Origin of the sequence: Candidatus Mycoplasma mahonii (genome assembly GCF_030550815.1) — a bacterium.
Classification (GTDB): Bacteria; Bacillota_I; Bacilli_A; order Mycoplasmatales; family Metamycoplasmataceae; genus Mycoplasma_O; species Mycoplasma_O mahonii.
This window is the reverse complement of the sequence record NZ_CP114583.1, coordinates 33071-56678: the sequence shown is the minus strand read 5'-3', so window position 1 is coordinate 56678 and position 23608 is coordinate 33071. Positions and strand designations below refer to the sequence as shown.

The 23608-nt window shown below is 29.9% G+C and carries 24 protein-coding genes and 1 tRNA gene; 8 read left to right on the top strand and 17 right to left on the bottom strand.

Annotated features, from left to right (window positions below):
* Positions 1-258 precede the first annotated feature (258 nt).
* The 9 genes from secA to O3I44_RS00220 all read right to left on the bottom strand — a co-directional run bounded on the left by secA (position 259) and on the right by O3I44_RS00220 (position 9796).
* Complete coding sequence (gene secA, locus O3I44_RS00260) at positions 259-2829, bottom strand: preprotein translocase subunit SecA (protein ID WP_303717200.1); 2571 nt, start codon at positions 2827-2829, stop codon at positions 259-261.
* A 307-nt stretch (positions 2830-3136) separates the two neighbouring features.
* Positions 3137-3346: a hypothetical protein gene (locus O3I44_RS00255; RefSeq protein WP_303717199.1), complete on the bottom strand. Its 210-nt coding sequence runs from the start codon at positions 3344-3346 to the stop codon at positions 3137-3139.
* Positions 3347-3731: 385 nt separating this feature from the next.
* Positions 3732-5042: a trigger factor gene (tig, locus tag O3I44_RS00250; protein WP_303717198.1), complete on the bottom strand. Its 1311-nt coding sequence runs from the start codon at positions 5040-5042 to the stop codon at positions 3732-3734.
* Between the two features lie 53 nt (positions 5043-5095).
* Positions 5096-6127, bottom strand: a complete 1032-nt coding sequence (locus O3I44_RS00245; protein WP_303717197.1) for a sodium:calcium antiporter — start codon at positions 6125-6127, stop codon at positions 5096-5098.
* On the bottom strand, positions 6127-6813 hold the full coding sequence (locus O3I44_RS00240) for a DUF3196 family protein (RefSeq protein WP_303717196.1): 687 nt from the start codon (positions 6811-6813) through the stop codon (positions 6127-6129). The genes O3I44_RS00245 and O3I44_RS00240 overlap by 1 nt, the downstream gene beginning before the upstream one ends.
* A gap of 34 nt (positions 6814-6847) precedes the next feature.
* Positions 6848-6924: transfer RNA gene (locus O3I44_RS00235), tRNA-Arg, on the bottom strand.
* A gap of 35 nt (positions 6925-6959) precedes the next feature.
* Positions 6960-7427, bottom strand: a complete 468-nt coding sequence (locus O3I44_RS00230; RefSeq protein ID WP_303717195.1) for a YfcE family phosphodiesterase — start codon at positions 7425-7427, stop codon at positions 6960-6962.
* A 2-nt stretch (positions 7428-7429) separates the two neighbouring features.
* Positions 7430-8140, bottom strand: a complete 711-nt coding sequence (locus O3I44_RS00225) for a hypothetical protein (protein ID WP_303717194.1) — start codon at positions 8138-8140, stop codon at positions 7430-7432.
* A 27-nt stretch (positions 8141-8167) separates the two neighbouring features.
* Positions 8168-9796, bottom strand: coding sequence for a ribonuclease J (locus tag O3I44_RS00220; RefSeq protein WP_303717193.1), 1629 nt, complete (start codon positions 9794-9796; stop codon positions 8168-8170).
* A gap of 427 nt (positions 9797-10223) precedes the next feature.
* Here O3I44_RS00220 and O3I44_RS00215 point away from each other — a divergent pair, with 427 nt between their 5' ends.
* Together O3I44_RS00215 and O3I44_RS00210 are read left to right on the top strand one after the other, a co-directional pair.
* Positions 10224-10688, top strand: a complete 465-nt coding sequence (locus O3I44_RS00215) for an L-threonylcarbamoyladenylate synthase (protein ID WP_303717192.1) — start codon at positions 10224-10226, stop codon at positions 10686-10688.
* Positions 10688-11122 (top strand): RpiB/LacA/LacB family sugar-phosphate isomerase, encoded by a 435-nt coding sequence (locus O3I44_RS00210; RefSeq protein ID WP_303717191.1) that lies wholly within the window; start codon positions 10688-10690, stop codon positions 11120-11122. Before O3I44_RS00215 ends, O3I44_RS00210 begins: the two co-directional genes overlap by 1 nt.
* Before the next feature lie 340 nt (positions 11123-11462).
* On the opposite strand, the gene O3I44_RS03625 is transcribed toward O3I44_RS00210, so the two are convergent.
* From O3I44_RS03625 to prfA, 3 genes are all read right to left on the bottom strand, one after another.
* Positions 11463-11528 (bottom strand): nucleotidyltransferase family protein, encoded by a 66-nt coding sequence (locus tag O3I44_RS03625; RefSeq protein ID WP_373317552.1) that lies wholly within the window; start codon positions 11526-11528, stop codon positions 11463-11465.
* Positions 11529-11634: 106 nt separating this feature from the next.
* Positions 11635-12327, bottom strand: coding sequence for a peptide chain release factor N(5)-glutamine methyltransferase (prmC, locus tag O3I44_RS00205; RefSeq protein ID WP_303717190.1), 693 nt, complete (start codon positions 12325-12327; stop codon positions 11635-11637).
* Between the two features lie 27 nt (positions 12328-12354).
* Positions 12355-13434 (bottom strand): peptide chain release factor 1, encoded by a 1080-nt coding sequence (prfA, locus tag O3I44_RS00200; RefSeq protein WP_303717189.1) that lies wholly within the window; start codon positions 13432-13434, stop codon positions 12355-12357.
* Positions 13435-13484: 50 nt separating this feature from the next.
* Between prfA and gltX the strand changes: the two genes are divergently transcribed.
* Complete coding sequence (gene gltX / locus O3I44_RS00195) at positions 13485-14858, top strand: glutamate--tRNA ligase (RefSeq protein ID WP_303717188.1); 1374 nt, start codon at positions 13485-13487, stop codon at positions 14856-14858.
* Positions 14858-15226: a DUF1934 family protein gene (locus tag O3I44_RS00190; RefSeq protein WP_303717187.1), complete on the top strand. Its 369-nt coding sequence runs from the start codon at positions 14858-14860 to the stop codon at positions 15224-15226. Before gltX ends, O3I44_RS00190 begins: the two co-directional genes overlap by 1 nt.
* Positions 15227-15268: 42 nt before the next feature.
* Here O3I44_RS00190 and rpmE read toward each other — a convergent pair whose 3' ends face one another.
* The 5 genes from rpmE to rpmH form a co-directional block, all read right to left on the bottom strand.
* Positions 15269-15487 (bottom strand): 50S ribosomal protein L31, encoded by a 219-nt coding sequence (gene rpmE / locus O3I44_RS00185; RefSeq protein WP_303717186.1) that lies wholly within the window; start codon positions 15485-15487, stop codon positions 15269-15271.
* 74 nt (positions 15488-15561) lie between these two features.
* Positions 15562-16098 (bottom strand): thermonuclease family protein, encoded by a 537-nt coding sequence (locus O3I44_RS00180; RefSeq protein ID WP_303717185.1) that lies wholly within the window; start codon positions 16096-16098, stop codon positions 15562-15564.
* A gap of 72 nt (positions 16099-16170) precedes the next feature.
* Positions 16171-17934: a membrane protein insertase YidC gene (gene yidC / locus O3I44_RS00175; RefSeq protein ID WP_303717184.1), complete on the bottom strand. Its 1764-nt coding sequence runs from the start codon at positions 17932-17934 to the stop codon at positions 16171-16173.
* Positions 17934-18251 (bottom strand): ribonuclease P protein component, encoded by a 318-nt coding sequence (gene rnpA / locus O3I44_RS00170; protein ID WP_303717183.1) that lies wholly within the window; start codon positions 18249-18251, stop codon positions 17934-17936. Before rnpA ends, yidC begins: the two co-directional genes overlap by 1 nt.
* Positions 18251-18400 carry a 50S ribosomal protein L34 gene (gene rpmH, locus O3I44_RS00165; RefSeq protein ID WP_303717182.1) on the bottom strand — a complete coding sequence of 50 codons (150 nt, stop codon included), beginning with the start codon at positions 18398-18400 and terminating at the stop codon, positions 18251-18253. The genes rnpA and rpmH overlap by 1 nt, the downstream gene beginning before the upstream one ends.
* A gap of 277 nt (positions 18401-18677) precedes the next feature.
* Here rpmH and dnaA point away from each other — a divergent pair, with 277 nt between their 5' ends.
* The 4 genes from dnaA to O3I44_RS00145 all read left to right on the top strand — a co-directional run bounded on the left by dnaA (position 18678) and on the right by O3I44_RS00145 (position 23608).
* Entirely contained in the window at positions 18678-20027 is a 1350-nt protein-coding gene (gene dnaA, locus O3I44_RS00160; protein WP_303717181.1) for a chromosomal replication initiator protein DnaA, read from the top strand.
* A 119-nt stretch (positions 20028-20146) separates the two neighbouring features.
* Complete coding sequence (gene dnaN / locus O3I44_RS00155; protein ID WP_303717180.1) at positions 20147-21244, top strand: DNA polymerase III subunit beta; 1098 nt, start codon at positions 20147-20149, stop codon at positions 21242-21244.
* Positions 21245-21253: 9 nt separating this feature from the next.
* Entirely contained in the window at positions 21254-22582 is a 1329-nt protein-coding gene (asnS, locus tag O3I44_RS00150; RefSeq protein WP_303717179.1) for an asparagine--tRNA ligase, read from the top strand.
* A 63-nt stretch (positions 22583-22645) separates the two neighbouring features.
* Positions 22646-23608 carry a glycosyltransferase family 2 protein gene (locus tag O3I44_RS00145; RefSeq protein ID WP_303717178.1) on the top strand — a complete coding sequence of 321 codons (963 nt, stop codon included), beginning with the start codon at positions 22646-22648 and terminating at the stop codon, positions 23606-23608.

Here is a 23608-nt window from a genome sequence, read left to right as displayed (position 1 = left end):
TAATAATATATTGTGTTTATTATAGCATGATGGGTATGAATTATTGCTCCCACAGTCCTTAATGATAGTAAAGATTTATTTATTTTATTCATTTTTTCCCTTTTCTATTTTTGTTTTGTTATTTTTAATTCACACTCATTATACATAAATTGCAAAATATGTAAAAAATAAAAAAGACTTTTTGTCTTGAAACTTTGTTCTTACCTCAGGTGTTTTCCTTGTTGTAACTGGGGTCTTTTTCTTAGATGCTTATAGTTTTTATTGTTCTTTTTTAATAACTTTCTTTGCCAAACTTGTAGAAGAATTAACTGTTTTGGTTGGCTTTGTTTTAACTTCGACAGGTTTTTTAGTAATCACTTGTTTTTTTGCAGCGTTTTGTTTATCTACAACTGCAGGATCAATTTGTTTGTTTTCTTTCTCTAGTTTCTGTGCTTCTGCTTTTTGCAATTCAGCAGCAACCATAGCTTTAACTTGTTGGGCATCTACATCATTTCTTTTGATACCATATTTGTTTGATAGCAGTAATTTAACTGTATTATGTGATATTCTTCTTAATAATTCCTTAAAGAACTTCCCGCCTTCTTCAATATATATTTGAAATGGATTTTTTTGAGCATATGAAGCAAGTGAAGATGATGATTTCAGTTTGGACATTTGATCAATATGAAGTTTTCAGTTATCATCAAAAGTTCTTATCAAGATTTCTCTTTCAATTTCATGCAGTGAATCTTCAGAAGTATTTTCAACAATTACTTCTCTTATTGTGGAATAAGCATCTGCCAGTTGTCCTTGGATCTCTTCAATAATTTCTAAATTCATTTTCCCAACAAAATCTTCTGATTTAAGTTTAAACTCTACCATGTTAAATCAAAGGAAATTAAGCGTCTTACACATCTTTTCTATGTTGATGGTATCATCTTTATTTCTAAATGAAGGAAATTCTGTAATAACTTCTTTTACAACAGAATTAGCCATTCGATTAATGACATTAATTAGGTCAGTGTGACCAATGATAATATCCCTTTGAGCATAAATTAAATCTCGTTGCTGCCTGATTACATCATCATATTGCAAAACATTTTTACGTGAATCGTAATTAAACCCCTCTATTTTAACTTGAGCTCGATTAAGAGCTTTTTTAATTTGGCCAGACTTTATTTGCTTATCCTCATAACCTTTAAAAGCTTTTAATAGTTTTTCTTGATTAGAAAATCTTGCTAGTAATGTATCTTCAAGAGATAAATAAAATTGTGACTCCCCAATGTCGCCTTGACGACCAGAACGACCTTTGAGTTGATTATCTATTCTTCTTGCTTCAGCTTTATTGGTTCCGATAACACACAGACCACCAGCAGCTAATGATTCTGGTGAAAGTTGAATATCAGTTCCACGTCCGGCCATGTTGGTTGCAATAGTAACGGCACGAGCCTCTCCGGCTCTAGAAATAATTTCAGCTTCACTTTCATTTTGTTTGGCATTAAGAACAGTATGAGTAATATTCAATTTTTTCAATAATTTTGATACTCTTTCAGATTCGGAAACTTCTTCTGTTCCTAAAAGAATAGGCTGACCTTTTTTTTGTCTTTCTTCGATATCTTTGATCATTGCCTCATATTTATATTTTTTTGAAACATATATCTTATCTGGATGGTCGATTCTTACTAGTGGTTTATTTGTATCCACAACTGTAACCCTCATATTATAAATATCAAGAAACTCTGACTCCTCTGTTTTTGCAGTACCGGTCATTCCAGATAGTTTCTTGAACATCCTGAATAAATTTTGATACGTAATGGTGGCCATTGTTTGTGTTTCTTCTTCAATCTTAACATACTCCTTGGCTTGGATAGCTTGATGAAGACCATCTGAATAAGATCTACCTTCCATAATACGACCTGTAAATGAATCAACAAGTTCAATCTTGTTTTCTCTAACAATGTACTCAGCATCACGTGCCATAACCAAATTTGCTCTCAGGGAATTTGTTACTCTATGAACCAAATCAGAATTTTTGATGTGATAAAAATTTTCAACATTAAAAAATTTGTTGGCGGAATCAATACCACTTGAAGCTAGTTGGACAGATTTAGATTCCATATCAATATCGTAATCTTCTTTTTTTAGTTGCTTAACAAAAGTATCAACTTGTAAATAAAGTTGTGAGGATGTACCAGCACCACCAGTTATAATGAGCGGTGTTTTAGCTTCATCTATTAAAATAGAATCAACCTCATCAATCAAAGCATAATTAAATCCTCTTTGTACCTTATCTTCCATTTTTTTAACCATATTATCTTTTAAATAATCAAATCCAACTTCAGAGTGAACTGAATAAGTAATGTCGGCTGCATATGCTTCTCTCTTAACACTTGCAGGCATGTCTCTTTTGTTAATGCCCACAGTTAGCCCCATAAAGTTATGAACTTTGCCCATTTCTTCAGCATCACGTTTTGTTAGGTATTCATTAACAGTGGAAACTAAAACCCCTTTACCACCCAGTGCATTTAAATAGACAGGCGCAATGGAAGCGATAGTCTTACCTTCGCCAGTTTTCATTTCAGCAACTGACCCATAGTCAAGAATTAACCCACCAATCATTTGCACATCAAAAGGTCTTTTTTTTAAAACCCTAAAAATAGCCTCTCGAATGGTAGCAAAAACCTCTGGTCTCATCTTTTCAAGAGTTACACCCTTTTCAAGTTGTTCCTTAAAGTAATTCGTTTTCGTCTTCAACTCCTCATCAGTTAAAGCTTTTGTTTTGTCGCTTAGTTCGTTTATCAGCACTAGCTCTCTTTGTGCTCTTCTTAATTCTACAGATTTAAATTTCATATATCAATTATAAAGAAAAAGCTCAAATGGCTCTATCTATTTTTTGCATCTGTTTCACTATATTTTGCCCTCTGATCATCCTAACTTATTTTAATTTGTAAGTATAGAATTTATTTTTCCTGATTTATAGTACCTTAATAATAACCATTATGGAATTATTTCAAAACAACATTAATATCAATCTTTTATGATTATTTATAATAGTGAGCAGAACACAAAAAATAATAGAAAAATGCCATACATTATGTTTATGGCATTTAGTATTAAATATTATTGTATTAAGATCAAGTATAACTTACTCCATCCATTATAACTGCTTCCTTAATTTTAAGGTATCTTCAGATACAGGTAATGTAATAACTTGAACAACTTTGGCAGTTCCAGCAACATAGTCACTTTGTGGATTAAATTCAAATAAAACTCATTTTTTCTGTGGTGATGCGCTTTTATGGGAAACACCAGCTCCATTTTGTGGTGGAATATGTGTTCCTTTGTATAAAGGAGTATACGAATCCATGGCTCAGAAACGGAATCCTTTCCAGGCACAAAGGTAGCACCACTACTTCTAAATAAAATAGTTGTGATTTTTTATCATTGATATCGTATGTAGTTACAAAATCAGTTTGAAAGCTTCCATACATTTTCTTCTATATAATTAAAATGGCATTCAAGAAACAACTCACTAGTACAATTAATTTTGAAAATAAAGGTCTTATTTAAAATATAAATAAATTCTCTAATTTCATGTTTAGGTAAATACTTCACTTCCTCTCCTAATTTATTAGTAATTAAGAATTTTATACTGTAACTTTTTGTCTTTATATTTAATTGAGTAATTAATTAGATTTTTACCTTGAATTATAAATAAATCATCACAGAGAGTCGTTGGTGCCGCAAAAACTCTATCTTTTTTTTGTTGCTTCTTTTTTGGATAAAGTACCTGCATTGTTTTTAATTAACATATCAATTACTCTGTCATTTGTCATAGGAATTTGCATTTGTTCTTTTGTAATAACACCCTTAATTCCTTTTTCTGTATTTCCATAAACTTTAGCAAGTTTTTTGTATTCTTCTTCATAGTCCTTATCAGTTAACTGAATTTTTTCTATTTTAGCAATTTCGGCAAATATTAATGAGTCTATTAATCTATTTTCGGCTTCATTTTTATATTGTGACTTGATTGCTTCTTGATTCATTCCTGTGAGCTTCATATATTTTTTCATATCAAGTCCTTGTTTCTTAATTTGATCTTCAAAATTCTTAGCAACACCTTGCATTTCTTTCATAACTAAACCCTGTGGGACAATAATTTTAGTGTCTTTTTGAATCTCCGCAAAGGCACTCATCTGAAACTTTCTTCTTGCGTTTTGTCTAACTTGTTCGAGATTTACTTCTGTGATGTAACTTCTTAGACTTTCCATGGTGCTTATATTAGGAATACCGGTTTCCTTAGCAAAATTATCATTAAGTTTTGGTCTTTGTTTTTCTTTAACTTCGTTAATTTTAATTTTAAAGACAGCAGGCTTACCTTTAAGATTTTCTGAAGGGTATTCTTTAGGAAAACTGATATTTAGATCTTTCTTTTCGCCTTTTTTCAATCCAATCATTGCATCTTCAAAACCTGGAATAAATTGACCTGAACCAATTTCGAGTTCATGACCCTTAGCTTCCCCTCCTTCAAAAGGTTTTTCATCAACAAAACCTTCATAATCAAAATTAGCTATATCGCCTTTTTTGATTCCGCCGTTCTTTGGCACAAGCAAAGCATGTTTGTCTCTTAATTTTTCTAATTCATTGTCAACAACATCTTTTGGAGCATCTTCTTTAACAAATTTTGCTTGTAAATTTTTATAATCAGATAGCTTAATATCAGGATATATAGGATAAATAAACTGAACTTCTAATTGTGATTCAGTTACTTTTGTCACAGAATAAGTTGGTGAGTCTAAAACCAACTCATTTTTGATTTCTTTTGCTGCCGTTTTAACTAATACATCCAATGCCTTGGTGATTGATTTAGAAAAAATGTCTGACTGTGAAATATTCTTTTTAGCTATTTGTTGAGGCACTTTCCCTTTCCTAAATCCTGAAACTTGTAGTTTCTTTGCAAGATCTTGAAAAACATTATTTTGTATTTCTTTCCATTCTTTAACATCTGCAGAAACTGTAATTAACATTTCTGATGTTTCTTTTTTTAATTCTTTTTTTACCATGTGGGCTCCTTATTTAATGAAATAATTATAAAGAAAAAATATTAATTTTAAAACTATAAAACTAATATCAACGTTCAACCTATGATATATGTAGAAACCGCTAGTGATGGAAGCGCAATGCTAAACAAATTATTATTATATTTATGAAAAATGGATTGAAGAAAAATTAGAAACATAATAATTCCTGCAATTAATGCAATTGGTCAATTATTGCCCACTCCCTTATTAGCAAATGTTGCTCCATCTGAGTATGATAAATCCCCAAAGAATGATATACCGATATTGAAGAAGTGTGATCCAACTAAAGCAGCAATTGCTGCTGGTTTTTGATTATGTCTAAATAAAATTATGAAAGCAATAATTTCAGGAAAAGAAGTGGTTATGGCAAGAAGAATCCCACCAACGCCTTCTTCTTTTAACCCTCATCTTAAAATCATAGAAGTTGCAGTTCAATTAACTAATAGCGATAATAAAATAATAATTAAAGAGAAAACAATGAAAAGGCAAATGACTTTTTTTATATTTTCTTTTTTTACTTTTTTATCAAGAACTACTTGACCAACATGCTTATCAAACTTATATTGCAATATCAAAGTAATTAAATAAAAGAGAAAAAAACAAAGCGGTATTATTCCAATTATTAAATGATTCCCGATAGAAATATCTTTGTTTATAAAAAGAAGTAACGATAATACAAATGACGCTAATGAAGAAATTAATAATGTTGCCTTAGAAAATTTATCCAGTGTAGAAGCAAAAGCCGTCTTGTAGAATATCGATAATGATATAGCAATAAGAAACCCGGAAAAAGCATTAGATCCAATATCATCAGCAACTCCGGCACCTGGATAACCGGCTGATGATTGTGCAATCTCAGTAATTAATTCTGGCATGGAAGTTACAGCTGCTAGTAAAACTCCACCAACAAAGGCTCCACCATAGCGAGTATTTTTAATTATGGCCTCAGAATATTTCACAAGTTTAAGAGATCCTCACAACAGTAGACTAACAAAAGGTATAAATAATAATATAGAATATGTTCCTCCAGAAGTTCATGAGTTAATTCAAATGATTATTGGCAACATTATTTCTGTCCATTCATGATCACTAAAATTTCTTCTTCTTCTTTAGAAAATACAATATTGTTTCCAAACATACTTTGAATTATATTGAATATTTGTTTAGCTAAAAAATCACCATTTTTTATTTTTAAGGGAAATGTAATTAATAAATATCTTTCAATTTCCTCAGTTAAAAGTTTAGCAAGACTGGGATCTTTGTCTGTCAATTTATCAATGCTCATTAAGGCTTTTTTAACTTCTAAATCTTCAAATAATGATTTGTTTTTTTTAGGATTAACTATAATACCTTTTAGTTTAATATCGATATCAACTTCTTGGTTAGATAATAATTCATAAAGGAATGTTTTAGAAATATTTTTAGAGTCTGGTTTTTCTTCCATCCATTTTTTTAATTCATCTTTAAAATTTCTAATATTCATTTCTTTGAGATTATTGATGGCGATGGCTTCATGCAAAACATTATCTGATCAAAGATATTCCATTATTTCTTCATTGCTCATCTTTTTTTGTGAAATTTTTGATTCCAATTGAGATTTAACATCTAAAAATAAGGTACTAAATTTTGGCTCATATTTTTCAGGGATATAAGGCATATCTAACTCGACCTTCAGTTTATGGAACGCTTTTTCTAAATCGGTTTTTATTAATAATTTGATCTCAGTGATTTTTTCTTCATAATAATTTTTCATAGTCTAATTATATTGTAAAAAAGATATAAAAAAATGGTGATCACGGAAGGATTCGAACCTTCGGCCACATCCTTAGAAGGGACGTGCTCTATCCAGCTGAGCTACGCGACCACAACAAAATAAGTATATCATATTTGTAAAATTGTTTATATATTTTTAAACTGTGTCTCAATGATCTTGCCATTATCTAACACCAAAATGGCATACCCTTTTTTACTATTATTCCTAGGACCCCATAGTGCCCCTGGATTTATTATGGTTATCCCGTTTGTTATTTCACTAAAGGGGCAATGAGTATGGCCAAACAAAACAATCGAAGAATTATGGCTATGAGCGATACTCAGTGCACCATTGACTATATCAAACATATTAATACCCCTTGTGTGTCCATGCAAAATAGATATATTGAAACCTTCAATCGTAAAGTTGTCTTCTGCAATAGAAAATCATTCATTATTTCCAGAAACATACTTATCAAATTTGCCCTTTATATACTCTTCGGGTAGTAATGAATCTCCTAGGTGAATAGAAAAATTATATTGTTCTTTTCTTAAAATTTTTTCTAAAATATTTTTATCACCATGATTATCTGAAGCTAATAATATTCTAGTCATTATTAATCATCTCCAAATGGATCTTCAAAAGGGAATATATCTTCATCTTGTGTTACAACGGTTTCTATTTTTTTGATATCTATTTTTTCTTCTTCGATTTGTACATGTTTATTTTTAGCATATCTTTTTTGCTTAAAGGTGTTTTTATATAAACCAATTAACGATCCAGAAAAAAGGAGTGATGTTGATATGGTCATTAAAATAATTGAAAACACTAAAGCCCCAATGCTTGAAAAGATCATAGAAAAAAAGGAATACATAAAAGCACTGATGAATCCCCCATTTGTTGTGGCTGGAACTCAGACATCATTGCTTGATATAAATTGTGATCACCAATTGGAAGTGGCACCTCATGTTTTATAACCAATTTGTGACCAACCTATTTTGGACTGGTAATAACCAGTTGATACCGAAATAAATAAAATGGATATCACCAAAAAAACATAAGACCAGGATGATATTTTAAATCAATAAGGTAATTTTATTTTCAAACCAAAAAGGTTGTATAACGATGTTAAGATAATATATCCATAAAATAACGGATGATAAAAACCCATCATCATTCCAACGGTATATTTATGAATTGTAGTTAATACAGGAACAGAAAAGAATGCGAAAATTTGCATAGAAAGAGCAATAACAAAAAATATTGTTGCAACCATTTTCTTGTCTTTATATCATATATATTTTGTTACACTAGTACTTTTGCTCATACTTAAATTATAGTGAATAAACACTTATTAAACTAATTCAAATGTTACCACTACTAACGGTTCCTTGTTAACTAGTTTTAATACAATTTTTCTAACTCTTTTTCTGATTGTATTTTGAAGTTCTCTTAAATCAAATTTACCCATTTCATCAGTTTTTTGAATAACCGTTGCATTAACTAACTCATCTAGAACTTTAATTTCACCTTTGGAAACAACACCAACAAATTGGATATTATTTTTACCAACAATTTTCTTTGTCTTTCTACTAATGCTAGAAGTGATTGTTACTAAACCACCTGCACTTAACATTTGTCTTTCCCTAACAACAGAATACGAAATATCTCCAACACCAAATCCATCAATAAGCACATCTCCATATTCTTTAATTCTTCCATTTTGTGATGCTATTTCTTTATCTTTAAAGAAAACCACTTTACCATTCTGCATGATAATTGTTTTATTTTTTGTAAGACCACCTTTAATAGCACCATTTGTTGCAACAACTAAATATCTATAAAGAGCTTGAATCGGCAAAAAGAATTTTGGTTTTAGAATTCTTATTGTTTCTTCGACATCATCTTGTGTTGGTCTAGTTGGATAATAATCTTTATCGGAAATATCAATTATATTTGGAGCAATCTTTGCCACCGAATCTAGTGCCTGAGTGGCAGCCACTTCAAGACCATTAACAGGAGGAGCGATTTGGATAATAATATCGTTTTTTTTAAATTTCAAGAAAACATCCTTATTATCAGCAATTCTTTCGTATCTTTGATAAAGTCTTGATCATGTTCCGGTTACTAAGACAACACAATTATCAACTTTATTGATAGTTTTAAAATCAATGAATTTAGGTTGATCTTTAATATCAAGCATTTTGTATAAAAAAGCAAATGTTCTGCCATACAATGCAACTGGTCTATTATATTTTTTAGCTAAATCAAGCACTTCACTGATGGTATACATTTCTTCATCATATGTACCAACAATGATTCTTTGATTAGCTCCTGCAGATTGGAATTTATCTTCAATTAAAGGAATAACATTCATTTTTTCACTTGATTTGCCATGATAGTTTGCTCTTCTTGCGTCCATAATTAAAGCAAGAATATCATTTGATTCACTTCTTATATTTTCTAAATCTGTTTTGCCATAAACACCTAAATCAGCATTAGTAAAATTAGAAGTAAAAATAATATCGCCATCGGAAGTTTGAAAATTCAAGGCAATTGAGCCAGCAATAGAATTTGCTAATTCAAATGTTTTAACATTTATAGACCCAATTTTGTTATCTTTTGTCAGTACTTTGAAGCTAAAATTATTATGACCAATTTTGTATTTGGAAACCCTTTCCTGAGCTACTTTTATGGAAAAAACAGAACCATAAACAGAGACACCTGGCAAGTCCATTAATAGTCATGGCAAAGCACCAAAAGCTTCATCATGTGTGTGCGTTAAGAATATGCCTTTGATTCTGTCTTTTCTATTTAGTAAATAAGATGTATCAGCAATTATGCCATCGATTCCATATAGATTATTAACTGGAACTTTCATCCCTGCATTAATTACGTAAATATCGTTTTCTAACTCAATGACATAAGTATTTTTTCCATTCTCATCCTGCCCACCTAATGCAAATATATTTATGTTTGCCATAAAATCTCCTTTATATGTATTAATATTAAAAACGTAAGACTAATTACAATTACATTATACAAATAATAGTCAATAAAATAAAGCTTATTTAGCTTTATTTTATTGACTATTATTTGCGACTTTATTAGTTTTTGTGTTTAGCAACTTTGTGATGTTTTTTGGTTGTTTGATATTTTATTAAAAATATATGAATGTCTAATTTATTTAAGTATTTAGTTATAGTTTATATAGAAAATTAATTATTCAAAGCCTTTAATTATAGGTTTTACTGTTTATATAATGTTTTAGACCATCAATTTATATTGAATACAACAATGTACTTTCGTTGTTTTTATTAATAATGATTTCACTTTATTGCCAAGAAGTTATTATTTAAAAGTAGTTATCAATTTTGTATTGGGATCAATCTATAAGGTATAATTTTGCTATGGAAAACATATATAAAGAATTATTTTTAACAACAACAGATACAGTTGTAGGCATCGGAGCTCCTGTATCACCCAAAAACAAAAAAGCTATTATGAAGATCAAATTTAGAAGTAATGATAAAAAATTAATCATTATGGTGGGCTCAATTGTGCATGCAAAAAAACTAAAGGGTTGAACAGAAATTGCCACACACTTTGCAGAAAAAGTATGACCAGGGCAAACAACACTAGTCATCAATGACACCCTTGCAGTAAGAGTTCCTGATAAACCTGCACTTCAAGGATTACTAAGATTAAAGGGACCATGTTATATGACATCAGCAAACAAATCCGGCAAAAAACACCTTAGTCTCGCTGATGCCAAGGAAACTTTTCCAAAGATATTAGAGTACCACGATTATGGGGAAGGTTCTGAAAGACCATCCAAAATAATCGACATCAGAAATAATGAGGTTTTAAGATAATGGCCAAATTTGTTATAGCTTCTGATCATGGTGGATATGAATTAAAATCTGCAATAATCAAGCATTTTGAAAAAAACGATAGGGAAATTGAAGATTTGGGAACCGCTTCTGCAACGGCTTCTGTTTCATATGCTACATATGGACATAAATTAGCTAAATTTATGCTGTCTAATAAGGATTATGTGGGGATTGGTATTTGCGGGACGGGATTAGGTATCTCATATGCATTGAATAGACACAAGGGCATTAGAGCTGCAAGATCTACATCTGTGGAAGATGCGCATTTAGCGAGGCAACATAATGATGCGAATGTACTTGTGCTTGGTGGAAGACAAATTAAACCTCATAAAGCTTTTAAAATGATTAAAGAATTTGCAAATACTAGTTATGAAGGCGGAAGACATCAAAAACGTATCGAGGCAATCGAAACATAATATCCGTATAAAATAAAGATAAATAAGCTTTATTTTATTGATAACCCTTTAACAATAAAGTGAAATTATGATTAATGAATGGCACTGCAATATATTACTATATTTTTATATCAAATTGATTATCTAAACATAATATAGACATAAAACCTATAACAAAAGACTTTTAATGACTAACTTGTTAGGTAAACAATCATGAGATCTCTGAATAAATTAATAAATTTTATAAATTTATGTATTTCAAATAAAATATCAAACAACCAAAAACTAATGGCTAATTCTTATCTTTGTACATATTTACTAGACATAATAATTATTGCTCATCGGGTCGCCTTTTTTTGGCTTATTTTAACCGGTGCATATGTCCATTATGAAATGGATTATATTCTGCAATGATTCCTATGGTCATATAACAATAATAAAACATTGACAACTTAGTTATGATAATTTATGTTAGATTAAAATCATGAATATCTACCTTGTAAATATTGCCATTGGAGTGTAAAATAATTGTGTTATTTATAAGTCTTGTAAGCAATTCTAGGTTTTTTATTTATATCATTTAAAACCTTAAAGCCATGCATTTTGATGTATTTTTGATTATGTTCTGATATTTCAAAAATAATAGTGCCATTTGGATTAAGGTATTGCTCTGATTCACTAATTATTATTTTATAAAAATCATTACCATCTTCTCCAGCAAATAAAGCAATATCGGGTTCGTTGTTAATAACACTTGCATCTATAATGCTACCATTGGGTATATAGGGAGGATTAGAAACAATTACATCAAATTTTTGAGTAATAGACTTAAACATATTTGACTTTATAACTTGAACATCCAGACCATTTGCTTTTGCATTATTTTTTGTTTGCTGAATTGCATCATCTGAAATATCAGAAAGTACAACTCTCGCCCCTGTCTTTTGTTTTATAGTTAGACCAATATATCCACTACCACAGCAAAGGTCCAAAACACTATGAGTAGAACCAATAAATTCTAGTGCTTTATGAAGAACTTCTTGAGTTTCATATCTTGGTATTAAAACATTTTTATTAATCATAATTTTAAGATTATCAAAATCAATAAAACCCATAATCTTTTGAATAGGGATACCTTTATTTAAAAGAGCTTTTTCTTTTTTTGACACCTCTTCTTTTAGGCTGTGTCTTCTTTTTTCTTGAAGTAATAGATCTATTTTATTCATAATTAAATGATATAAGAAAAAACATGATTAAATTCCTGCATCCTTAATTTTTTCAGCTTGCTCTTCTGCTAGGAGTGCACTAATAATTGGATCTATTTTTCCGGTCACAACATTTTTTAAAGACGTTGAGAATGATATTCTATGGTCTGTAACTCTATCTTGTGGGTAATTATAAGTCCTAATTTTCTCAGAACGAGCACCAGAACCCGCAAGTTTTCTATATACTCCAGCTTCTTCGTCTTCTTTTTGAAGTTGCTTTTCATAAATTCTTGCTTTAAGAACTTTCAATGCTAGCTCTTTATTAGATATTTGTGATTTACCATCTTGAGAAGAAGCAACAATTCCCGTTGGCATATGAGTGATCCTCACTGCTGAATCAGTTGTATTAACCGACTGCCCCCCTGCTCCTGAAGAGCGATAAGTATCAATTTTAAGATCTGATGTCTTTAGCTCTTCCATGACAGATTCATCGACTTCAGGCATGACAGTGACTGTTGTTGTTGAAGTATGAACTCTACCTTGTGTTTCTGTGGCAGGGATTCTTTGAACTCTATGTACGCCTGATTCATACTTTAACTTTGAATAAACATTTTTGCCAGCAACTTTAAATATCAGTAATGAAAATCCACCAGATCCACCTTTTGATGTTTCCAAAATCTCTACTTTCATGTCATTTAGAGATGCTCAACCTTTATACATATTAAATAAATCTCCAGCAAAGATGTTGGCTTCATCTCCACCAGCAGCTCCCCGAATTTCCATAATTACATTTTTATCGTCATTTTTATCTTTTGGTAATAGTAGAATTTTGAGCTTCGCTTCAAAATCACTAAGTTGCGGTTCATTATCATATATCCCTATTTTGGCCATTTCAATCATCTCAGGATCTTTTTCAGTTTTTAAAATATATTTATCATCTTTAACTGATGTTTCTAATTTTAAATATTTTGCAAACATCATAGAAACATCCTTAATTGCATTCATCTCAGAGACAATCTTTTTGTATTTTGTAATATTGCTCGCGATGTTTGAATCACTAAGAGAATCATTCAACTCCAAGTATTTTTGATATATTTCTTTTAGTGAGTGGTACATTTGTTTTTCCATATTGGTTACATTATATAAAAACATTATCTATAAATGATAAAATAAATATTATGAAAAGAACAAGAACAAGGTACGCTCCTTCACCTACTGGATACTTACACATTGGTGGAGCAAGAACAGCATTATTTGCTTATTTATATGCAAAGCACTTTAATGGTGATTTTATAGTTAGAATCGAAGATACAGATATTGCTAGAAATATAAGCGATGGCGAAAAATCACAATTAGAAAATCTAGAGTGGTTAGGAATTATTCCTGATGAGTCACCGATTAACCCTGTTGCTAAATATGGACCATATAGACAAAGTGAAAACTTAATTAGATACAATGAATTAATTAATCAATTATTAGAAGTTGGAAAAGCTTATAAGGCATATGATTCTACGGATGAATTAACCAAACAAAGAGATGAACAAGAATCTATCGGCGTAGCCTCTTTTAGATACCATAAAAATTGGCTAAAAATATCAGAGGAAGAAACAAAAAGAAGAGATACAGCTGGAGAATATACAATAAGGCTTTCTCTTAAGAAAGATAAATGATATGAATGAAAAGATATTGTTCGGGGAAAAATTGCTGTTAACACAAATGATATTGGAGATTTTGTTATTAAAAAAACAGATGGTTACCCTACCTATAACTTTGCTGCGGTTGTTGATGATCATGATATGGAAATATCTGATGTTCATCGTGGAGAAGAACATATCACCAACACTCCCAAACAATTAGCTCTATATGATGCCTTTGGATGAGAAGCACCAAAGTTTGCTCACTTCACAATCATTACAAATATGGAAGGCAAAAAATTATCCAAAAGAGATACTCATATGAAACAATTTATCAGTGACTATAAAAATAGTGGATATAATCCTCATGCTATAGTTAATTTTCTTGCTCTGCTTGGATGAACACATAAGGATGCGAGGGAAATTTTATCAAAAGAAGAATTAATTAAAGATTTTGATCCAACCAGACTTTCAAGATCTCCATCAAAATTTGATATTAAAAAAATGGATTGGTTTTCTAAAGAATATATTAAAAAAATGGATAACAATGAACTACTAAAATTTGTTCATATTTCTCATGATAGCGAATGAACTGAAATGTTTTTAAACACGTATAAACAAAGTGCTGTAACTTATCTTGATCTAGAAAATAATTTGAAGATATATGATGATACATCAGTTAAAAAAATAGAACACTCTAAAGTAGTTAGCGTCTTTGCAAAGGAACTTAATAAAAAAGAATTTACATCAGAAAATATTCAAGAATCAATTAATTTAGTAAAAGATATTTGTAATGTAAAAGGTAAAGATTTATTTATGCCAATTAGACTTGAAACCACTTACCAAGAGCATGGCCCTGAATTGGCAAAGGCTATTTATTTATTTGGAGAAGAACTAATTAAGGAAAGGTTAAAATAATGACTCTAACTTTCACATCTAACATTGAACAAAATGGCCAAAAAAACAAGATTGAATTTTCTTCAGAAGTACAAGTTACTAGAGAAGGTAATTTCAAAATTTATGAATTCCAGGATCCATCGAGCGGTGTTTTCAATAGAGTGGAAATATCAAATAAATTTGTCAATATCTTTGCGGGCCCCTCGACGATTAATATAGCTCTAAATAAGTCTTTGGATAATGCTTTTCAAACGCCAGCAGGGCTTCAAACGCTTAACTCTTATATGACGGAATTAAAATCAGGAAAAGGTGTTGACGAATTTACTTATACATTATCTCTGAATGGAACTTTATTTGGTAAGTATAACATTACTTTATTAATCAAATAATTCGACATAAAAAACATTGATAAAATCAATGTTTTCTTTAGTCTATTTTTTAGTCTTTTTTTGTCCGCTCAATATTTTGTTGAATCTTTCAACTCTACCTGTCGCTTTAACAGCACCTGTATTACCAGTATAAAAACCGTGACAATTTGAACATATATCGATACTAATATCTTTTACAGTTAAAATTATATTGTGTACATAATCACATGTTGAGCATTTAATTTCTTGTTTGGTTGATGTAGGATGAATATCTTTTTTCATAACAATTCCTTCCACATAGGTGCTTTGACCTATATTTATTTGCTAATTAATAATACCATATAAAGATACTATTTTTATGCACTTTTGGGAAATATTTCTTTATATCTATCTGGCCATCTTCAAAAACCTAATTTGTTTTTAGCAGCGTGATACTGAGCATCTAGTAGTTGTTTATAGTATTCGTGTCTATTTGTGAAATAAGGATTTTTTTGATCAACACTTATATAGGCAACTCTCGCAAGACCAACTTTTAACAACTCGATTGCTAGATCCTTGTTATTAAAACTAACCTGTGCAATTGTTCTACCGAATTTACCTATCGTAATGGTGTCAATACTTGTAACTTTATTTAAGATCAAAGATTTCGCAAGTATGGTGGCCTCATAAGCATATAAAGCTTCAATACCGGTAGTTGGTTCAAAATTATGGTATTGATCAGACACTTCTGGAGTATCAACGCCAAAGAGCCTATAAATAGTTTTATGTTCATCAGTAAAAGTATCTCCATCATGAACAGAAATAATTTTTAAGTGATCATTGCTTTGCTTGTTTGAACAACCAAGTAATGAAAAAGGCATAATTAATAAAGCAATTCTAAATAGTAATTTCACATATCTCCTTATTTAAATATGTAGCAAAAAGAGGAAAGTTTTAATAAAAAACACAAAAAATGTTTTATTTTACTACTTTTTACGTTTGCTTCGGTGTTGGTAGATAAAGAATCTATGAGTTGCATATGATTGAAGGATCATTCACATACCACCAGCAATTCAGTAAACTTGCATACCAGCTGAGAAGGCTAATCCCATGATACCAAAGACAATCATCATAATGTTCTGAGTCTTGTTATTTTTCTTCATAGCAGCTTTTTGGTGAACATTTATTCTATTATTATTCCGCTTACGCGTGAGCAGTCGAGGCATTAACTGCTGCATGACTGCAAAGAATGCAGCTAGAATCATTAATGGTAAATATTGTCACTCCGTCCATGTCATTAATTCCTTATATGATGTTGCAGAAAAGTTAATTCCGATCCAAACCGTTGCCTTTATATGGGGAAGAGCACCAATAACACGCCACATAGCCAAGAAGAATGGCATAGTTAGGAATATTGACCCAATACTTCCCAATGGGTTGATCCCCTCTTTCTTGTAAAGTTCCGAGACTTCCTGTTTTTGTCGCTGTTCCATTTGTTTATTACCTTTATGATTTGCGTATTTAGCATCAATGATAGCTTTTTTACCAGCCATTTCTTGCATTTTAGTTTGTTGCATAGTTGATTTAAATGACAATGCAAAGGTAAAGGCACGTATTGCCCAAACAACAATGAAAATTGTGATCAGAGTTTCTCATCCATCCATGTCACCAAGGCCATCAATTAATTTAGCGGCAATTGTTGCGATAGGATAAACAAATATCCCATAAAAAGGACCAACACTTCATGCATCACCTCACCTAACAAAGGGGCGATAATTAGTTTTTAAATTAGAACCCACTCCAGGCATAAAATTTTCACTAAAAGTTAATTTAGAAATTGTTGCACCTTTCGTCATTGGGATCTGGGCAATTATTCCTGCATATCCATATAATGTTCCCATAATATTATTAGCATCTTTAATTTGATGTTTACCTTCAATTGTTTCATATAATTCAAGAAAATCATCATTTAGTATTTTTTTTATCCATTGCGCTAAAGTCATTGTAGATGTCACATTTTTTGCCAAAATACTATTAATAATATCTAGACCAAAAAATTGTTTATCGGTCGTAGCAACAATAGATGTAGGATCCACATACCGCAATTCTATGGGATCTATATATAGATGATTTCCGATTCCCTTAATACCATTATTAATATTAGCTGTTTTATTTTTGAAGTAATCAATATATTTAAGGCCTTTGTTTCCTAATGTTGATAGAACCATAGGCAAACCATTTGCATTATTAAGCACTTGACCTTTGGGAGTATTTGCCATAGTAACATCACCTGTTATGGCAGCAGCTTCATTAGCGCCTTTATATGCATCTTGCAATGGTCTCCCTATAACATCAACTCTAATTGTTTTTAAAAGTGTCTTGTCATCAATTCATATAGTGTCTTTAGGGTCAATTCTTAGGTCATATGTTTCATATGCATGAACTACAGTTGTTTTATCATCAACAGTTAAAGTGGTTTGTTTATGTTTTGTGTTCTTTAAGGAAAAGTTTGTAATATGAGGTGAGACTTTGTCTTTATTTGCATAAAATTCAACACCGCGACCAATTTTAGTATCTACTTTTACAATAAGCACCTGTACACAACCAGTCATAGTAAAGACAAAAAGCGATAAATAAAGAAACATTCTGAAAAATTTTCAAAAAAGTTTTAATTTTTCTTTTAGATCTCGCTTCTCTCCAGGACCCTTTACCTGGAATCAATCATAGTTATTAGACTTATTTTGTTTCATTAAATCCCTTCAAATGTTTTCTTGATTTCATCTAGTTTCCTAGTAAATGATAATTTTAGGAATGGTCTTCTAACAATTAATACAACATCCATTTTTTTTGAATATAAATTCAAAATATCCAATAAATGTCGCACTTGTCTTTTATACTTATTTCTGTAAACAGCATTTGCAAACTTTTTAGAAACTGAAATTCCGACTTTTAATTCTTTTTGATTTTCTCTCATGTAGAGTATTAAGTATTTTGAAACTTTTTGATTACCTAAGTTGATTACTTTCTGAAAATCATAATTCTTTCTTAAAATATTTTTTTTAAACATTAAGCTTCTGAAGAAACGGTTAATTTAGATCTACCTTTAAGTCTTCTTCTTCTCAATATACTACGACCAGATGCACTTGCCATTCTGATTCTAAAACCATGTGTTTTGGCTCTTTTTCTTTTATTAGGTTGATATGTTCTCTTTGTCATTTGGAACTCCTTTAGTTGCCTTTAAAGTATATCATTTTTTTAAAAAAAACATTAAAAGTCAACTTTTTTTAAATCAACAAATATAGCATCAAACATCAAACATAAAAAAGCAAAAATTGGACATTAAGAATAAGAAATATATCAATAATGTTGATAACTATTAAAAAAGCTTATTTGTAGGGCTTTCGATTGTGGATAACTATCTTTCTAAGCAATACAAAAAATGCCCATTTATCAACATTAAAAAATATTGTTTTATATGTAATATACTTTAGGTATGAAAAAAGAAAATTCTGTAATAAAAACATCACTTTCTGATCAAACAAACACTTCATTACTTGTTGAATACCTTGAGGCTATCGTAGCAGATGAAATGATTCTTAATTCTTTTATTAGAGACCTAAAATTATTCCAAATAAACGAAACTAAGGTATCAATATTAGTTTCTTCATATAGAGTGAAGATTTTATTGTTGGATACATATATGGAAGAATTTCAAAGTGGAATTGACCAAATATTTGAAAAAAAGATGGACATCACTTTTAATGTTGCTAGTGAAGTGGAATATATTCAAATGGGTGAAAAAACTATTTCAAAATCTATGTATATTTCAGAAAAATTAACCTTTAAAAACTATGTTACTTCAACATTTAACGAAACCACAGTTAATGTAGCAAAAAAACTTTCAAACAATCCAGGAATATTTTCACCGCTGTTTATAACTTCAAGTTCAGGTTTAGGCAAAACACACCTTTTACATGCAATTGCCAACGATTTCTTGGATAAAGGATTTTCGGCAGCCTATATTGAACCAAATAATTTCACAAGAACAATTAGAGAGTTATCAAGAGAAGGTGGTGATGCTATTTCTAAGTTTATTGATTCTATGGTTGATTTTGATATTTTATTATTTGACGATATTCAATATTTGGGCGACAGACAAGTTACATTGAAAGTATTATTTAATATCATTAACTACCATACTCAAAACAAAAAACAAATTGTTGTTGTCTCTGATAAAACCCCTCAAGAATTATCAGGATTTGAAGAGCGTTTCGTCACTAGGTTTGTTTCAGGTTTAACTGAAAAAATTCACTTTCCAGAAATAGAAGATTTAATGAAAATTTTGAAATTTAAATTAAAGGAACAAAAACTAAAACCAGATCAATGAGAAAAAGAAGCATTAAAATTTGTAGCTCGGAATAATTCATCATCTATTCGGTCTATTGAAGGAGCAGTTAAAAGAGTTGTCTTCTTCACTATGTCTGAATCGAATATTAAATATACCTATACTGTTATTAGTTCTATCTTTAAGGAATTAACCATCGATCCAAGTGAATTAACCCCACAAAGAATTATTAATGTCGTAGCCAAATATTACAAAATACCAAAAAAAGTTTTGATGAGTAAATCAAGAAAAAAAGATGTGGCGTTTGCTAGACAAATGACGATGTGATTAGTTAGAAGTGTATTAAAGAAACCATATAAAGAAATTGGAAATATATTTAACAGGGATCACTCAACAGTTATCAGTGCAGTCCAAAACATTGAAACAAGTATGAAATTAAATTCAGCAGTTAAATCTGCGTTAAATAAATTAGAAAGTAACATTAATACAGTAAAATAAGGTGGATAACTTCACACAATCAAATCCCTTTATCAATGGGGTTATAAGCAGTTATCCACTATATCCACAGACCTAATAATAATAAACAAATAACAATAACTAAATAAAAGGGGAAAAATATGAAAATTAAAATTAATAAAAAAACATTATTAAATACATTAGAGACATGTGCAAAAGCATTGAATCCTCATTCAGCTTTAACATCGTTGCAAGGTATTATGATTGTTGTTTTAGAAAATCAAATAATATTTACAACTTCAAATAGTAATTTATCAATTAAAGAAATAATTGAAAAAAATGATGGATTAGAAATAATTGAACCTGGAAAAGCACTTATTCCTGGTAAATTATTTATTGATATCATTAAAAAACAAGATGAAGAAATTACTATTTTCAAAGAAAAAGAATCTGTGATTATTGAATCTCTTGATTCTAAAGTACATATTAATCTACTTGATGTTAATGAATACCCAATTATTTCGTTTGATAATTATGGTGAAGAATTTATTATTAATGCTGAAGAATTAAAAAAAATTATTAGTGAAGTTGCTTTTGCAGCATCAGATGGAGATAAAAGAATTATTCTTAATGGTGTTAATTTATCATTACAAAACAAAATTTTAACCATTGGGGCAACAAATTCTTTTAGGCTTGCTTGTAAAGAAATTGAAGTTGAATCTAATATTGAATTTAATATTTCTATTCTTTCTAAAAATTTAAGACATTTTATTCCCACTAATGTTAAAAACGATATCAAATTATGGGTAACTGATGCCAAGATTGTGACACAATTTAAAAACACAACTATTGTTTCTAAATTAATCGACGGAATCTATCCGGAAATTAAACGTTTAATTCCAAATAATTTTGAAACTGAAGTGATAGTTAATACAAAAATATTAAGCAATTTATTAGATAAAGCAATGGTTATGACTAGCGAATCAAACGTTGTTGTAAAGTTAACAATTGATGAAGATGTTTTAGCATTAGAATCAAAACGTGATCAAATCGGTGATTTATTTGCGAAAACAAATTCTTTTTCAAAAACAGGTGCTAAAATAGAAATTGCTTTTAATGGTCAGTTTCTTAAAGAAGCTATTTCAAGATTTAGTGGTGAAGTTAAAATTGGATTCAATGGTCCACAAAAACCATTTATAATTAAATCATCATCAAATAAATTATTAATTCAATTAGTTTTACCACATAGATCTTATTAAGGAGAAAATATGTCAATTAAAAAAATATTTGAAAACAAAAAAGAAGAATCAACTTCTATCAAGGGTTGAGTTATTTCTAATCGCGGAAATAATAACATTAGATTTTTAATAGTAAATGATGGTTCAACATTTGAAAATATTCAGGTTGTTTTGAAAGAACATGAAGCAATCACATTTGGTAAGGTTAGAATCGGATCATCAGTTAGTATTGAAGGTCAAATAAAATTAACTCCAGATGTCAAACAAAGTCTAGAAGTTATTTCTGTTAAATCTACTATTTTAAAAATAGCTGATGAAGACTACCCTCTTCAAAAACAAGGCATATCGAAAGATGTTTTAAGAGAAATACCTCATGTTAGGCATAGAACAAATTTATTTAGAGCTGTGATGAGAGTCAGATCAACTCTTGCTCAAGAAATTCATAAGTTTTTTGCTGATGAGAACTTTTTATTAATGTCATCTCCTATCATTACATCTAATGATGGCGAAGGAGCTGGCGAAGCTTTTATAGTTGATGATGAATCTAAGGGATTATTTTTTAATAGAAGGGCTACTTTGGGTGTTACTGGTCAATTACATGCGGAAGCTTATGCTCAAGGGTTTGGGAAAGTTTATACATTCGCCCCCACTTTTAGAGCTGAACTTTCAAATACGAAAAGACATGCTGCAGAATTTTGAATGTTAGAACCTGAAGTTGCTTTTTATGATTTATCAAAAATTATTAAACTTTCTGATAAGATGCTTAAAAAAGTAATTAAAGGAACTATCAAAAAACTTCCAAAAGAATTTGAATTTTTAAATAAATTGGTTGACAAAACACTATTAGAAAAATTAGATAAAGTTTTACAAAGAAATATAACTATTTTAGATTATAAAGACGCTATTAAAGAAATAGGAAAAGTCAAAGGTCAATTCAACAATAAAGATATTAAATTTGGAATGGATTTAAATACAGAACATGAAAAATATTTAGCGGACACATTTGTTGGAGGTTTGGTAGCTGTTATTAATTATCCCAAAGAAATTAAATCATTCTATATGCATCAAAATGATGATGGTGTTTCTGTAGCTGCATTTGATGTGTTGGCTCCAGGAATTGGAGAATTAATTGGTGGTTCTCAAAGAGAAATGAACTTAAATAAATTAGAAACAAAGCTTGATGAATTAAAGATGGAAAAAGAAGATCTACAATGATATCTTGATTTAAGAAGGTTTGGCGGGTCTATGTCAGCAGGATTTGGTCTTGGGTTTGAGAGATTAGTTATGTATGTGACTGGGCTTGATAACATTAGAGATTCGATTCCTTTTCCTAGAACACCAAAAAACCTAAGAATGTAAATAACCATTTATTGTTTTTTATTTATAAATAATGATAAAATTATATTTAAAGGGAGAGTGATAATGAAATTATCAATAATAGTTCCAGTTTATAGAGAATCCAAAGATTTAGATAAATTTTTTAAAATAATTAAAGCTCAAACTTCAAAGAATTACGAAGTTATTTTAATTATTGACACTAATAAAAATCATATTTTAGATGTGGTTGAAGAGCATAAAAAAAACATTGAAAAAAAAATGCAAGTTATATACAATTCATCAAGAATTGGTAGATCAGCTGCCGTTCAAACTGGTATTAATAAAGCAAAAGGTGCATATTCTATCATTATGTCTACTGGGGATATTATTAGAAAAACTTTTGTTGAAGAATCATTAGAAGTGATAGATAATTCTAAGGCTGATATTATTGAGTTTAAAGCAACATTTAAGGAACCAATCAAATTTAATGGAAGAATTAGACTTAAAATACCAAAATTAGTAGATATACATGATAATTTGGAAGTGGTTGCATATGCCTATGCCTTTGATTTTAACAAGTTATTTAAAAGTTCAATTCTTAAAAAAACTACTAAATACAACGAATCTATAAGTATTAATTCCAGGTTTTCTATTAGTAACACATATAGAGCTTTTGCTGTAGCTAAAACATATTCGAACGTTTCAAAGTCTTTAGTGATATCAAAATCGAAAGTATCAATTAATTTTAATCCGCTTAAAATAATTAAACAATGACAATATCTGATGGACACCATTACCATCTCATCAGCATACCGCATCTTTAGTCAGGAAATAGAGTATGCCGCTTTTTTCAATATTGCTATCTTCTTATTTGGTATTGTCGGAGCTAGTAAAAACTCTGTTCTTTTGAAGAAGCTTGAAAAATCATTTAAATCATTGAATCAAAAAGAATTTAGTGCATTTTTGGAGTCTAATCAATATATGGCAAGAAAGAATTCTGAATCTTCGTTTTTACACATAGAACCCAGAACATCTTTTCTAATCAAGTTGCATAAAGAATTTAAGTAA